The sequence below is a fragment of the Bacillus sp. SRL543 genome (genome assembly GCF_984799205.1).
In genome coordinates this window covers 2,002,972-2,016,907 of the sequence record NZ_OZ481794.1, presented here as the reverse complement: position 1 = coordinate 2,016,907, position 13,936 = coordinate 2,002,972, and the positions used below count along the sequence as shown (strand labels likewise).

Genomic DNA, 13,936 nt, shown 5'->3' with positions numbered 1-13,936 from the left:
ATCTATTAATAAACCCCCGCAGCCTATCAAACAACGGAAAACAGCTAAAAAAAATGGTGCAAAAGGGTACTAAACGCTTTCAATTCTAGACCGAACCCCCAAAAAAAGCAACCCTTTCCGCTGAATAATTCTTGTCATGCGAATATGGTAGAATCCCCCCAGAAACACCTGTATGAGTGGGTTTTTATAAGTGGACCTTTATATTTGCATCCCGTTTGTTCCGGCAGAAGGAAGCCTTTTTTCCATATTACGAAAAAGGAATTTTTCGACTTGTATTTCAGAATAGTGTTTCTGAAGTTCGTTTACTAGGTTCCCATAATAATCGAAAGAAGGCAGCCCTTCTACAGTATCATCGATGCCGTCAAAGTCGGATCCGAAACCAGCATGGTCCTCTCCTCCAATGGAGCAGATATGATCGAGATGTTTGAGGATATCTGAGATTCCGGACTCTTTTGTGCCTGTCAAAAATTCAGGTACAAACGTAAGTCCAACGACACTGTCCCGCTCAATCAGCGCCTTCAGCTGACTGTCGTTCAGGTTTCTGGGCACAGGGCACAGGGCATGGCAGTTCGAATGGGATGCAAAAGGATAATCCGCCAGCTCCATTACATCCCAGAAGCCTTTTTCAGATAGATGGGATACATCACATAAACACTGCTTTTCATTCAGGATCATGACCGCTTTTTTCCCAAAGGAAGAAAGCCCTGCCCCCCTTTCCTCAAGTGCCCCGTCTGCCGCATAATTGCTGTAATTCCAGGTGAGCCCCACCGATGAAACCCCGAGCCTTATAAGGGTCTTCAGCTTAAGGAGATCGTCTCCGATGCAGTCGCACCCTTCAAGCGTAAGGATGGCGCCGATTTCATCTTCCTTCAGCCTGCCGGCCTGCCCCCTGTCCCTGATATGCTTCATCTTCGGAAACGGCTTCAGCACCCTATCGTAGAAAAGCTCGATCATATAAAGCGCAGCATGGAACTTCATATTCGGATGGACTGACTCCGGGACATAGACAGCAAAGCACTGAACCTTCGAGCCTGCTGCCTTAAGCTTCCCGTAATCGATATGCAGCTGGCTGCTGCTCCTGAAATCTATCGAAGGATCGATAAACATTTTATAAAGGACGTCACAGTGGGAATCAAAAATGTTCATGCTTCCTCCCCTTTCAATATATCTGGATAGCATCTATATTCGATGGATGCTATTTCAATTCCTTTACCCAGCCCTGACAAACCAAAATAAAATTGGGGGCAGCCTCGGACCGGAATGAAAAAAGCCTGTTTGCTATTTACAAGCAAACAGGCATGGATGATGTGCTGCCGGCTATTTTATTGCCCAAAGGAAAGGGCCAATATATCTTAGATGCATCTGTTTTCCCCTTTTGTTATCTTGGTTCGACAATCAGCTTGATCGCTGTCCGCTCTTCACCGTCAATCTTAATATCTGTGAAAGCAGGGATGCAGATCAAATCCACTCCGCTAGGCGCTACGAATCCTCGGGCGATCGCTACTGCTTTAACCGCTTGGTTCAATGCACCCGCACCAATTGCCTGGATTTCTGCGCCCCCTCTTTCACGCAGAACACCAGCAAGCGCACCAGCTACAGAATTAGGACTAGACTTTGCTGAAACTTTTAATATTTCCATTCCTAGCTCCTCCTTGTTTATCCCCTCCTGCATGCCCTCAGGATTTTTTATCCTCTGACACATCAGGTATATCATTCCATTGCTACTATATTCAGAGGATAAAAAACATATTCCGGCTTGGACAAAATATTGGAAAATTCCGTACCTTTCATATCCCGTCAAGAAAAAGGGGGCTGCCTTTGCAAAAGGCACCCCCCATTCTTCAGCTGAAAAAAGGATGATCTTCGTTAATCAGGATCCGTTCAATTTTCTTGGAAAGCCCAGTTTTCCGGTCCAATTCTATGAACACGGCACTAAGCTGGTCCCGGCCTTCCTTCGGCACCTCGAAACGGACTGGAAGGTTCGTGATGAACCTTTTCAAGACAGCTTCCTTCTCGACGCCCAGAATGCCGTCATATGGGCCTGTCATGCCTACATCAGTGATAAAGGCTGTCCCGCCTGGGAGGATCCGGTTATCAGCCGTCTGGACATGTGTATGCGTGCCGACCACTGAAGACACCTTTCCATCAAGATACCAGCCCATTGCCTGCTTCTCGCTTGTCGCTTCTGCATGGAAATCAACAAAGATGAAGGGCGTGCGCTGCCTGGCTTCCTCGATGAGTTCATCCGCTTTTTTAAACGGACAGTCGGATGGCTGCAAAAAGGTCCTTCCCTGAAGGTTTATAACAGCCACTTCATCAGTGTTCACCTTTAAATATACAATGCCTTTGCCAGGATTATTATCCGGGAAGTTCGCAGGCCTGATCAGATATTTCGCACTCTCAATAAACTCAAATATCTCTCTGTTGTCCCATGTATGATTGCCAAGGGTCACCGCCTGTGCCCCTGCCTCCAGAAAGCCGCGGTAAATCTTTTCAGTGATCCCTTTTCCGCCTGCAGCATTTTCACCATTTATGATGGTCACCTGCGGACGGTACTTGTCTTTTAATTTGGGCAGATACTCTTTTACCATATCGCGCCCTGGAGAACCAACTACATCTCCAACAAACAAAATATTCATTAAGCAAACCCTTCCTAACTTCAAATTCTTCACTGTTATCATTGTAACACAAAAAGCAGGAATTCCATTCGTGCGGTTTCTGCAAAAAAATAAAGCAGCGCCGAAGCACTGCTTTATTTTGCGTATTCAACGGCTCTCGTTTCACGGATGACCGTAACCTTGATATGTCCTGGATAATCAAGCTCTTCTTCAATTTTCTTGCGTATATCCCTTGCCAGCCTGTGGGACTCAAGGTCATCAATTTGATCAGGCTTAACCATGATCCTGATTTCCCTACCTGCCTGGATGGCAAATGATTTCTCGACTCCATCATAAGATTCGGAAATCTCCTCCAGTTTTTCCAGACGGCGGATATAATTTTCAAGCGTTTCCCTTCTCGCTCCAGGCCTTGCTGCTGATAGAGCATCTGCTGCAGCAACAAGTACAGCGATAATGGATGTTGGCTCTGTATCGCCATGGTGAGAAGCGATACTGTTGATGACAACCGGATGCTCTTTGTACTTAGTCGCAAGCTCAACTCCGATTTCAACATGGCTTCCTTCCACTTCATGGTCGATTGCTTTACCGATATCATGAAGCAAACCGGCACGGCGGGCAAGTGTTTCATCCTCACCAAGCTCAGCAGCCAGCAGCCCTGAAAGCTGGGCAACTTCCATTGAGTGTTTCAGCACATTCTGTCCGTAGCTGGTACGGAATTTCAGGCGGCCGAGAATTTTGATAAGATCCGGATGAAGTCCATGTACGCCGACCTCAAAGGTTGTCTGCTCACCGATTTCACGGATATGCTCATCCACTTCGCGGCGCGCTTTATCCACCATTTCCTCAATCCTCGCTGGGTGAATGCGTCCATCCTGAACCAATTTTTCTAGAGCAAGCCTTGCTGTCTCACGGCGGATTGGATCAAACCCGGATAAAATGACTGCTTCCGGAGTATCATCAATGATGAGATCAATTCCGGTAAGCGTTTCAAGCGTACGTATATTCCGTCCTTCACGGCCGATGATACGCCCCTTCATTTCATCGTTAGGCAGATTGACCACTGACACAGTCGTTTCTGCAACGTGGTCAGCAGCGCAGCGCTGAATGGCCAGCGACAATACTTCCTTCGCCTTCTTGTCAGCCTCTTCCTTGGCGCGGTTTTCCGTTTCCTTTACCATAATGGCAATATCGTGAGCAACTTCCTGCTCGACCCGATCTAAAATGATGGATTTTGCCTCTTCACGAGTTAAGCCTGAGATGCGTTCCAGCTCAGATTGCTGTGCTCGTACCATCTCGTCCACTTTGCTTTCCATCTCTTCAATATGCTGTTGTTTTTTGTTAAGAGAATCGTCCCTTTTCTCCAGGATTGATTCACGCTTATCAAGCGATTCATCTTTCCGGTCAAGATTCTCCTCTTTTTGCAGTAAACGATTTTCTTGTTTTTGCAGCTCATTTCTTCGATCACGAACTTCTTGTTCAGCTTCAGTCCGAAGCTTGTGAATTTCATCTTTTGCTTCCAGCAGGGCTTCCTTCTTTGAAGCATCAGCTTCACGCCTCGCATCCTCAAGGATTTGCTCAGCAGCGTTCTTAGCTCCTGCTATCTTTGCTTCGGCAATCGATTTGCGAATAAAATAGCCAACAACTGCACCGACGACTAGGGCAAGCAAAATGGAGATGACTAATAAAATATCCATCATTTCACCTCCTCTTGCTATGAACTTTTTTGTGTTACGTTTCTAAAGTGTCGGCATGTACATTGCTAATATCAACATACAGCACTAAGGCTTTAAACGTTTTCAAATACTCATAAAAATGTAAAATATACAATATAATTGTAAAGCTGCGGATTTTTATTGTCAAGGGTTTGTCCTTGCGGCTTTTTTTAATATTTCGGACAAGTCTGGCAACTGCGCCGGATGTATCCCCATTTCCCTTAGTCCAGGCCGATCTTTTGGCCTCCGTTACTGCTTCATCAAAAAGTAAAAGGCAAAGCCTGTGGCTTTGCCTCAAGAGATCAGTCGATCAGTTCAAAATGCTCCTGGTCCTGATCCTGATTTTCATCTAGTGTCTTCTCTTCATCGAGGCTGTAGTGGTCGCGGATCTGCTTCTGGATTGTCAGCCTTAAATCGGGATTCTCCTTAAGGAACAGCTTCGCATTCTCACGTCCTTGCCCAAGTCTTTCCTCATTGTATGAATACCATGAACCGCTCTTCTGGACAATATCCAGCTCAGAGCCCATATCGATGATTTCGCCTTCTTTAGAGATGCCTTCCCCGTACATGATGTCGACTTCAGCGACACGGAATGGAGGGGCAACCTTGTTTTTGACAACCTTGATTTTCGTTTTGTTTCCGACCATTTCATTACCCTGCTTCAAAGTTTCAGCACGGCGCACTTCCAGGCGTACGGAAGAATAGAACTTAAGGGCACGGCCGCCAGGAGTAGTTTCAGGGTTTCCGAACATAACTCCGACCTTCTCACGGATCTGGTTGATAAAGATGGCGAGTGTTCTTGATTTATTGATCGCACCAGATAATTTACGAAGGGCCTGGGACATAAGGCGGGCCTGAAGACCAACATGGGAGTCACCCATTTCTCCTTCAATCTCTGCTTTCGGTACAAGTGCTGCTACCGAGTCGATGACAAGGATATCAACGGCACCGCTTCGCACAAGGGCTTCAGCAATTTCAAGCGCCTGTTCCCCTGTATCAGGCTGGGAGAGCAGCAATTCATCGATGTTGACGCCCAGCTTCTGGGCATATACCGGATCAAGGGCATGCTCTGCATCAATGAAGGCAGCTTGTCCGCCGTTTGCCTGCACCTCAGCAATCGCATGCAGGGCAACAGTCGTTTTACCTGAGCTTTCCGGGCCGTATATTTCAACGATCCGTCCCTTCGGGTAGCCTCCAACCCCAAGTGCCACATCAAGCGCCAGGGAGCCGCTTGGAGAAGTTGAGATCCTGCGGTCAGTCTGCTCCCCAAGCTTCATGATCGAACCCTTACCAAATTGTTTTTCTATTTGCTTCAAAGCCATATCTAATGCAGCTTGACGATCACTCACTAATGATTTCCTCCTTTATATATAAAGACAAATATGCATTGCATATATCATAAAATCTATCTCAAAGAACCTATCTTTACTATATACTTTTTTCACTTGTTTGTCGAGTAAAAAGTCGAACATTCATTCGTTTTTTTTGAAAGGTCCATTGATGGGCAAATACCCCCATTCCCCCTGGAGAAAACAATTTTCATCCGCCTCTTTTAGATCAGAAACGTCAAAACCGCCGGCTGTCTGAAAATTTCATAGAGAAGTGAGCGCAGTTTCGCAGCCTGCGAGATTGCCAGATACGTTAGGGTCATTCTGAAAGGAACTCTATGAGAACCGAGGAAACCGGTATTCATCAAAACAGAAAACAGGCCATAGTCAACGGCCTGTTCCTCTATTTTTCTTCCAGCTCTTTCATTAAAAAATGGCAGCCGTATTTCACCGATCGTGATCGATTGGCTGTACGCGATCCGCCGAGGTTCAGCTTCTCCACATGCGTCGGCCTGCCTTTGATGGCTATCCCGATATAGACGGTGCCTACAGGTTTCCCTTCAAGCTCATCCGGACCGGCAACCCCGGTGAAGCTGATCCCGATGTCGGCACCGGTCAGGGAGGCAGCATTTTCCGCCAGTTCTGCGGCGCATGTTTTGCTGACAACGCCATCTTTTTCAATGGTTTCCTTTTTCACCTTCAGGACTTTTTCCTTTACTTCGTTCGTATAGCAGACAACCCCGCCTTTAAGAAGGCTTCCCGCTCCCGGTATGGACGTGAATTCCTGCTGGAACATGCCGCCTGTCAGGCTTTCGGCACAGCCGATCGTCAGGCCTTTTTCCTTTAGCCGCTTTGTCAGCTCCATCATCAGCGATGTATCATCATAGCCATAGAAGAATTCCCCAGTCCGGCTGAGTATCTTCTTTTCCGTTCCCTCTATCAGCTGCAATGCTGTATCGAGGCTGGGATGCTTGGCTGTCAGCCTGAGTGTCACTTCCCCATCAGCGGCAAGAGGGGCGATCGTCGGGTTGGACTGGCTGTCAATCAGATCCTCTATCTCCGTTTCAAGCATGGCTTCCCCGATTCCAAAGAATCTCAGCACCCTCGAGAATATCTTATCCTGTGAATCCATCCTTGCAAGCAATGCTGGATGGCCGTAGGCAAGGAACATCGGCTCCATTTCCTTAGGGGGGCCCGGAAGAAGCATATATGTTTTTTCCCCTTTAGCATACACCATTCCAGGAGCCATGCCGTGGTCATTGGGGAGCACTTCAGAATCTTTAAGCACGATGGCCTGCTTTCGGTTATTTTCTGTCATAACCCGGCCGGTCCTTTGAAAATAAAGCTCAATCTGGCGGAGCGCGTCTTGGTTATGGACCAGCTCGGCGCCAAGGTGCTTGGCAATAGTCTCCTTAGTCAGGTCATCCTTGGTTGGACCAAGTCCCCCTGTGAAAATGACCAGGTCAGAGCGCTCTTCGGCAATGCCGATTGCGGCCTGGAGCCTGGAGGGATTATCTCCGACAACGGTATGGTAAAACACGTTGATGCCGATATCCGCCAGCTGCCTGGAGAGGAATCTGGCGTTTGTATTGTTGATCTGACCGAGCAAAAGCTCCGACCCCACCGCAATGATTTCTGCATTCATATCATTATCCCCCTCCTGTGTGAAGCTTCTTTCTACTTGGAATTAATGAAAGCTGCTCTATTTTTGTAAAAATAATCCCAGCCTGACCAGATTGTAAAGATCATCGCCACCCAAAGCGCGATATCATCGAATGGCACGGAAATCAATTCAAAGATGATGTTGTGCAGCAGGAGAGCAGAGATGGCGACGATCTGCGCCCATGTTTTCACTTTGCCAAGCATATTGGCTGCCACAACTTCCCCTTCTCCGGCAAGGACAAGCCTGAGGCCTGTAACGGCAAACTCACGGCTGATGATGACGATGACAATCCAGGAAGCCGCCAGTTCAAGATCGACCAGGACAATCAAGGCTGCTGAAACAAGCAGCTTATCTGCGAGCGGATCAAGGAACTTCCCGAGATTGGTGACCATATTCAGCTTCCTTGCATAATAGCCATCAACCCAGTCTGTCACAGAAGCAATGATAAAAATCAGGCTCCCGACAAGATGCGTGACAGGCATTTCAGCCCCTAAAAAGGCTGCCTCCCCCCACGAGAAGGGAACAAGCATCACAATTAAAAAAAGCGGAATCAAGAAAATCCTTGATACGGTAATTTTATTAGGCAAGTTCATTATGTACCTCCAAAAAGCTATGTAGTTTCGGCAGACTTACGCTGAAGGCTGAGAAAACATCCATGCCCTCAGGAAAGTCTTACTCTATAGTTTTACAGCAAAAAAATAAATATAGCAATTTTTTCACTTTTTTATCTTAATGGACCTTCCCTATCTTGCCGCCGGGAGAAAAAATAGCCATCACACGGATGGCTATTCGGTCGGTTTTGTGTAGCGGATGGTAATATCCTGCCGTACACTCTGGGAAGAAGGAATAGCATATTCCAGCTTCTGGTCATTGATATAGAGTTCAGTCGCGGAAGTGTTCCCGATAACAAGTACAGCCTCAGGCTCTTTAGACAAGTCGATTGTCTGGCTTCCGGACGCACCTTTTAACAGCATTCCCTCGAAGAAGGAATAGCCCTTGCCATTCTTGATGCTCACCCATGTTTCGCCTGTGCTTACCACTTTCAGCACGAATTTTTCAGCGTTTTTCACTTCATATACGGTATCATTGCCAGCTGACTCGACTACAGCGACTTCTTGTGCAGGCGGTTCCGGCTTTTCTTCCTCAGCCGGCTCTTCTTCTTCGGCAGCATCCTCGCCTTCTGCCTGGCCATCGTCTTCCTTAGGCTCTTCTTTCGCAAGGTCATCAGACTGGCCATATTCAACACCCTGTGTATTTCCGCTATCGGCCTGATCACCATCGTCCTTGCCGTTGTTTGCCATCACAATGAAATAATAAAGAAGCGCGATGACGCCGACAGCAAATACGCCAATCAGGATTTTAGGAAGCAGGTCTGCAAACTTTGAACTGCTGCCGGAAATATCCTTCCTGGTCTGAACCCTTGAAAGCTTTTCCGGTATATCGTCACTTGCGGCGGTGACAGGGATGTCGTTCTTGTACTGCTCAAAAAGCTCTTCCGGATCAATGCCGACTGCCTCGGCATATTGCTTGATGAATGCGCGGACATAGAATTTGCCCGGCATCATGCTGTAGTTTCCTTCTTCAATGCCTACGAGATAGCGCTTCTGAATCTTCGTCGCTGTCTGGAGATCGTCAAGGCTCATGCCTCTTTCGATCCTCGCCTCTTTTAAATGATTGCCTAATTCTGTCAATACAAACACCTTCCACCTTACTAAAAATCAAATCCCCCAAAATCGGTTCCGGAGAACATATCATTATTCTCAACCACATCATACTTGATCTCTTCATTGTGATCATGGCGCAGTTCAATAATATAATCAAAATCCTCCATCGAATATTCTGTATTCTGCACAAAAATATCCGGATGCTCAACGACCTTGACTGCAGGAAGGCGCATGATTTCCCTTACCAGCTGCCAATGCCTTTCATTTGCCCTTCTGGTTGAAACAATCCCGTCAATGATAAACAGATTATTTTCATTGTACTCATCCTGGATCAGCTGATTCCGGATGGTCTGCTTAAGCAGTGTTGATGACATAAAGAGCCATCTCTTGTTGGCGCATACGCTTGATGCCACGATGGATTCTGTTTTGCCGACGCGGGGCATGCCCCTGATGCCAATCATCTTATGCCCTTCCTGCTTGAACAGCTCCGCCATGAAATCGACGAGCAGGCCAAGCTCATCCCGGACGAAACGGAAAGTTTTCTTATCGTCTGCGTCCCTCTGTATGTATCGGCCGTGGCGCACCGCCAGCCTGTCCCTCAGCTTTGGTTCCCTGAGCTTTATTACCTTTATTGTGTCCATTGTATGTAGAATAGACTCTAATCTTTGGATTTGTTCATGATCTTTTGCAAGGATCAGCAATCCCCTTCGCCCTTCATCCACTCCATTAATGGTGACGATATTAATGGAAAGCATCCCAAGGAGCGAAGAAATGTCACCAAGCAGCCCAGGCCGGTTTTTTTGAATTTCGTATTCCAGGTACCATTCCGTTTTTTCCATAGGTAAACCTCCCAGATCGTGCCAAATCCGACATTTTCCTGCATATTTTTGTCTAGCTTCTATAATAAATGATTTTCCCTGAAGATGAAAGAAAAAACCAATGTCTTTCGAATCATTCCTCATATTTTTTCATCGCCTGCAAAGAAAAAAAGAGAGGGTTGGCCTCTCTTTGGAATTAAACCTGTATTGAAAGTTCTATTGCTGCTGTGAACCGTCGTTCTGAACAAGCTTGACCATCATATTGGCGATTGCATGCTGTTCTTCCGGGCTTGCAACTGACCATAGATCAGCCAATACCTTTTCCTGATCATTTTGAGGATCAACCTGTTTTGCAAGATAGTCCCCGATCTGATACGCAAGGTCATTGACTACACCTTTGTTCATGCCTTCGTTTTGAGCATGGTGAAGACGGTCCCCCAAGAAATCTTTCCAATGATTCCAGTTATCCAATACAGACATTGTTGGTACCTCCTTTTAATATAATACAAAGTTATTTTGCTTTCAGGAGGAGCAAAATATGCATCTGTCTGTAATTTTACGTGTACCAGCCGCCATTGACGCCCAGCACCTGGCCGGTAATATAGGAAGAACCCTCCTCAAGCAGGAAGGCCGCTGCATGGGCAACCTCCTCCGGAAGTGCCAGCCGCCCCATCGGTATTTCTTCCTCAATCGCCATTAATTCAGATTCATCAAATGTTTTCATCATCGGGGTTTCTACAGCGCCTGGTGCGATTGCATTCACCCGCACCCCGTTAAGTGCAGCCTCTTTGCTCAGTGCTTTGACAAAAGCGATCTGCGCACCTTTTGCCGCTGAATAGGCTGTTTCACAGGCTGCGCCTGTCTGGCCCCAAATGGATGAAACCACGATGATGCTTCCCTTCCGCTTTTGAATCAGTTTAGGCAAAAGCTCTCTCGTAAGCGCATAAGGGGACATGACATGAACCCGCATCAGCTGTTCAAGGATTGCATCATCTGTATCTCCCAATAATCCGTAATAGCCTGTGCCGGAGTTATGGACAATCGCATCGAGGGAGAAGATGCTGCCGGCAACCTTTTTATACCCTAAAGGATCTGCCAGGTCGCCCTGGATCGGAATATATTCCCCTTCAAACATTGAGAGGTCCTCCAATAACTCCTCAATGGCCTGTCTGTTCCTGTTATAATGCAGATAGAGCGAGTGCCCCTCTCGAGCAAGCCTGAGAGCAATCGCCCTCCCGATGCCCCCGCTTGCACCGGTTATCAACGTAAATTTCTTCATATTCATTTCCGCTCCCGCCCATTATTTACCACAATGACAGAAAGCGCCTGCACCAGGCGCTTTTATCATCTTATTTGGGAACAACCTGGCAGACCGTGAATCTGTCCTCGGACAGAAATACACCGGCTGTCTCTTTCAGCTGCTCTAAAGTGATCTTCTCGATTTGAGGCACTACATCAAACAGATCCATTCCATTGAAAGCGTATCGTGTAAACTGGTTGGCGATATACTCGGGCGAATTGACGGAGCGAAGGAATGCTCCGATCTTTTTCTTCTTCGTCCGGTCAAGCGCTTCCTGGCTGAATACAGCGCCATTCTTTGCTTCAAGCAGCATGTTTCTCAAAGTGCCGGCAAGCCTCTCTGGATCGCTTGTATCCCCGCCCAGCATGGCGAAGCCGAATCCCTGCTCTTGTGTATAGTCGTATGAGAAGGTTTCATCAATGAGCCCTTCCTTGTATAAAGTTTCGTAATTTTTGGAGCTTTTGCCGAACAGTATATCCAGCATGACATTCAGAGTCAGTTCATTCTTCAGCATTTCAGTGCCTTCCTGCTTCACATCAAGAGCCTTGATGCCTAAAAGGCATTTCGAGCTTTGCACATTCATCTTCAAAACCTGCTTCTTCTCAGCCACACCAGTCATTTCCTGCTCAGATTTACGTTCGATTGCAGGCTGGTCCTTGTATTCCTTTTTCTCCTGGTTGCTCCTGATCTGCCCCATTATAGCTTCAGGATCAACAGGACCTGTCACAAATAGCAGCATATTGCTCGGATGGTAGAAAGTATTATAGCATTCATATAGCAGATCTTTCGTTATATGGGAGATCGTTTCCACCGTTCCGGCAATGTCGATTTTCACCGGATGGTTCTGATACATATTCTGGATGAGGCCGAAATAAAGGCGCCAGTCCGGATTATCATCATACATGGTGATTTCCTGGCCGATGATGCCTTTTTCCTTTTCTACGGTTTTTTCCGTAAAATAAGGATCCTGGACAAAATCAATCAGTGTCTCCAGATTCCGCTCAACATCAGAGGTGCTGGAAAATAGATAAGCCGTTCTTGTGAAGGATGTAAAAGCATTGGCTGAAGCACCCTGCTTGCTGAACTGCTGGAAAACGTCTCCGTCTTCTTTTTCAAACAGCTTGTGCTCAAGGAAATGGGCGATGCCGTCAGGGACCTTTACATATTCCTCTTTTCCAAGCGGGACAAAGTGATTGTCAACAGAGCCGTATTTGGTCGTGAAGGTGGCGTAAGTTTTGTTGAAGCCCTGTTTCGGCAGTATATAAACATCAAGGCCATTGGCCATTTTTTCGTAAAATAATTTTTCTTTCAATTGCTCAAAAACGATCGTTTCCATTTATTCGCCCGCCTCCGTTCCTGTTAAGAAATATACGGTATCCATGCTGATTTTTTTTGCTGCGGCGACAATATCTTCTTTCGTGGCTTTGTCCATCTCTTCCATCCACAGATCGAGGGAAATGTCCTGGCCGGCGACAACATTATGGTAAAGGACCTCCGTCATCCCCCTGGCGGTGTCAATTGTCTCAAGAAGCTGGTTCTTGATCACCGCTTTGGTCTGCGCCATTTCTTCTTCCGTAAAATCGCCGTTTATCATCGCTTCCATCTGGTCTTTAATGATGCCGACTGCCTGATCATAGTTTTTATTATCGATGCCTGACATGACCATCATCAATCCTTTATGGCTTTCGAGCCTGCTGGCAACATAATAGGCAAGGCTTGCCTTTTCCCTGACATTGATAAACAGCTTTGAATGTGAGAATCCGCCAAAAATGCCATTGAAAACCTGCAGGGCGTAGTAGTCTTTATCTCCATAGAGAATATTGGTCCGGTAACCTATATTGAGCTTGCCTTGTTTTACATCCTGGATTTCTTTGACCTCGTTTACACTCGCAGCTCCATCAGCGGATCCCTGCTGAAGCTTCTTAGGCTCCCTTGGAGAGAACTTAAGATACTCCTCCGCCATCGCTTCTACTTCGCCGGGATCAACGTCGCCGATTACATAAAAATCGAGCTGATCTTCTGCAAATGCCCGTTCATAATACTGATAAAGCTTTTCAGGGGTAATGCTGTCCACTTCATCCATTTCACCGTTTACATGCAGGGCATATGGCTCGCCTTTGCACATTTCTTCTACCAGCCTGAAATTGGAATATCTCATCTTATCATCAAAGACAGATTGGATCCGCTGTTTTTGCGTCCTTTTTTCCTGCCTTACCGTTTCTTCATTGAAGCTTCCATCCTGCACATTCGGCTTCAGCAGGATTTCAGCCAGGAATTCAAAAGCCTTCCTTAAAAGAGGTGCCGGATCCGAAAGGAATTTTTCATTGGCGATATCCATTGAAAAAGTGACAACATGATACTCGCCCTTCTTCGCCAGATCGACATACAGGCTGGCACCGTATAAATCATCAAGATGTGATCGGAGAAGCCCTGTTGCTGGAAATTTGCTTGAACTGCTCTGCAGGACATACGGTAATAGCGCTCTTACAGTTGCAGATTCTTTGTCCAGAGGGGCTTTCATTTTCCAGATCAGGGTATTTGTTTTGAATTTGCCTGTTTTGACTATATGAAGGTCATACCCTCCCATAGGCTTTACAATTTCATCCATAACGGCCATATACATCCTCCTAAATTTCCTGCTTTTTTTATCTTATGTAGGCGCTGCTCAGGTTATTTTTTAATCTTCTCCATAAAATTAAAACATATTCTAACTATAACGTTTTCTAAATTAAGATAGCAAATGATTGAGGTGCAGACAGGGTTTTCCAAAGGGGTCTTTTGTGAGACAAACAAAGCAGCTCCCTTTTAAGGAAGCTGCTTCTTTGAAAGAGAA

13 protein-coding genes are annotated in these 13,936 nt (G+C 46.5%); all 13 read right to left on the bottom strand.

Annotated elements, in window-relative coordinates; genetic code table 11:
* Nucleotides 1-198: 198 nt before the first annotated feature.
* Nucleotides 199-1,146, bottom strand: coding sequence for a dipeptidase (locus AC4E8B_RS10175; RefSeq protein ID WP_490218698.1), 948 nt, complete (start codon nt 1,144-1,146; stop codon nt 199-201).
* Between the two features lie 232 nt (nt 1,147-1,378).
* Complete coding sequence (spoVS, locus tag AC4E8B_RS10170) at nt 1,379-1,639, bottom strand: stage V sporulation protein SpoVS (protein WP_490218696.1); 261 nt, start codon at nt 1,637-1,639, stop codon at nt 1,379-1,381.
* Nucleotides 1,640-1,841: 202 nt separating this feature from the next.
* A complete protein-coding gene (locus AC4E8B_RS10165) occupies nt 1,842-2,639 on the bottom strand; it encodes a TIGR00282 family metallophosphoesterase (RefSeq protein WP_490218694.1) in 798 nt (265 codons plus the stop codon).
* Nucleotides 2,640-2,752: 113 nt separating this feature from the next.
* Nucleotides 2,753-4,315, bottom strand: a complete 1,563-nt coding sequence (rny, locus tag AC4E8B_RS10160; RefSeq protein ID WP_009791524.1) for a ribonuclease Y — start codon at nt 4,313-4,315, stop codon at nt 2,753-2,755.
* Between the two features lie 317 nt (nt 4,316-4,632).
* Complete coding sequence (recA, locus tag AC4E8B_RS10155; protein WP_490218692.1) at nt 4,633-5,679, bottom strand: recombinase RecA; 1,047 nt, start codon at nt 5,677-5,679, stop codon at nt 4,633-4,635.
* Nucleotides 5,680-6,061: 382 nt separating this feature from the next.
* Nucleotides 6,062-7,303 carry a competence/damage-inducible protein A gene (locus AC4E8B_RS10150; protein WP_490218690.1) on the bottom strand — a complete coding sequence of 414 codons (1,242 nt, stop codon included), beginning with the start codon at nt 7,301-7,303 and terminating at the stop codon, nt 6,062-6,064.
* Nucleotides 7,304-7,335: 32 nt separating this feature from the next.
* Nucleotides 7,336-7,914 carry a CDP-diacylglycerol--glycerol-3-phosphate 3-phosphatidyltransferase gene (gene pgsA / locus AC4E8B_RS10145; RefSeq protein WP_490218688.1) on the bottom strand — a complete coding sequence of 193 codons (579 nt, stop codon included), beginning with the start codon at nt 7,912-7,914 and terminating at the stop codon, nt 7,336-7,338.
* A gap of 192 nt (nt 7,915-8,106) precedes the next feature.
* Nucleotides 8,107-9,012: a helix-turn-helix domain-containing protein gene (locus tag AC4E8B_RS10140; RefSeq protein WP_490219608.1), complete on the bottom strand. Its 906-nt coding sequence runs from the start codon at nt 9,010-9,012 to the stop codon at nt 8,107-8,109.
* 20 nt (nt 9,013-9,032) lie between these two features.
* Entirely contained in the window at nt 9,033-9,824 is a 792-nt protein-coding gene (locus AC4E8B_RS10135) for a YmfK family protein (protein ID WP_490218687.1), read from the bottom strand.
* Nucleotides 9,825-10,019: 195 nt separating this feature from the next.
* On the bottom strand, nt 10,020-10,283 hold the full coding sequence (locus AC4E8B_RS10130) for a DUF3243 domain-containing protein (protein WP_490218685.1): 264 nt from the start codon (nt 10,281-10,283) through the stop codon (nt 10,020-10,022).
* 76 nt (nt 10,284-10,359) lie between these two features.
* Nucleotides 10,360-11,082 carry an elongation factor P 5-aminopentanone reductase gene (ymfI, locus tag AC4E8B_RS10125; RefSeq protein WP_490218683.1) on the bottom strand — a complete coding sequence of 241 codons (723 nt, stop codon included), beginning with the start codon at nt 11,080-11,082 and terminating at the stop codon, nt 10,360-10,362.
* 70 nt (nt 11,083-11,152) lie between these two features.
* Nucleotides 11,153-12,439: an EF-P 5-aminopentanol modification-associated protein YfmH gene (gene yfmH, locus AC4E8B_RS10120; protein WP_490218681.1), complete on the bottom strand. Its 1,287-nt coding sequence runs from the start codon at nt 12,437-12,439 to the stop codon at nt 11,153-11,155.
* The gene (gene yfmF / locus AC4E8B_RS10115; RefSeq protein WP_490218679.1) at nt 12,440-13,720 is read right to left on the bottom strand and encodes an EF-P 5-aminopentanol modification-associated protein YfmF; all 1,281 of its coding nucleotides are present in this window, start codon (nt 13,718-13,720) and stop codon (nt 12,440-12,442) included.
* Between the last annotated feature and the right edge of the window lie 216 nt (nt 13,721-13,936).

What these genes read in the sequence shown, in the direction of transcription:
- AC4E8B_RS10165 (WP_490218694.1), bottom strand. Translation starts at nt 2,639, where the DNA reads ATGAATATTTTGTTTGTTGGAGATGTAGTTGGTTCTCCAGGGCGCGAT.
- yfmF (WP_490218679.1), bottom strand. Translation starts at nt 13,720, where the DNA reads ATGGCCGTTATGGATGAAATTGTAAAGCCTATGGGAGGGTATGACCTT.
- AC4E8B_RS10135 (WP_490218687.1), bottom strand. Translation starts at nt 9,824, where the DNA reads ATGGAAAAAACGGAATGGTACCTGGAATACGAAATTCAAAAAAACCGG.
- yfmH (WP_490218681.1), bottom strand. Translation starts at nt 12,439, where the DNA reads ATGGAAACGATCGTTTTTGAGCAATTGAAAGAAAAATTATTTTACGAA.
- rny (WP_009791524.1), bottom strand. Translation starts at nt 4,315, where the DNA reads ATGATGGATATTTTATTAGTCATCTCCATTTTGCTTGCCCTAGTCGTC.
- AC4E8B_RS10150 (WP_490218690.1), bottom strand. Translation starts at nt 7,303, where the DNA reads ATGAATGCAGAAATCATTGCGGTGGGGTCGGAGCTTTTGCTCGGTCAG.
- ymfI (WP_490218683.1), bottom strand. Translation starts at nt 11,082, where the DNA reads ATGAAGAAATTTACGTTGATAACCGGTGCAAGCGGGGGCATCGGGAGG.
- AC4E8B_RS10130 (WP_490218685.1), bottom strand. Translation starts at nt 10,283, where the DNA reads ATGTCTGTATTGGATAACTGGAATCATTGGAAAGATTTCTTGGGGGAC.
- spoVS (WP_490218696.1), bottom strand. Translation starts at nt 1,639, where the DNA reads ATGGAAATATTAAAAGTTTCAGCAAAGTCTAGTCCTAATTCTGTAGCT.
- AC4E8B_RS10175 (WP_490218698.1), bottom strand. Translation starts at nt 1,146, where the DNA reads ATGAACATTTTTGATTCCCACTGTGACGTCCTTTATAAAATGTTTATC.
- pgsA (WP_490218688.1), bottom strand. Translation starts at nt 7,914, where the DNA reads ATGAACTTGCCTAATAAAATTACCGTATCAAGGATTTTCTTGATTCCG.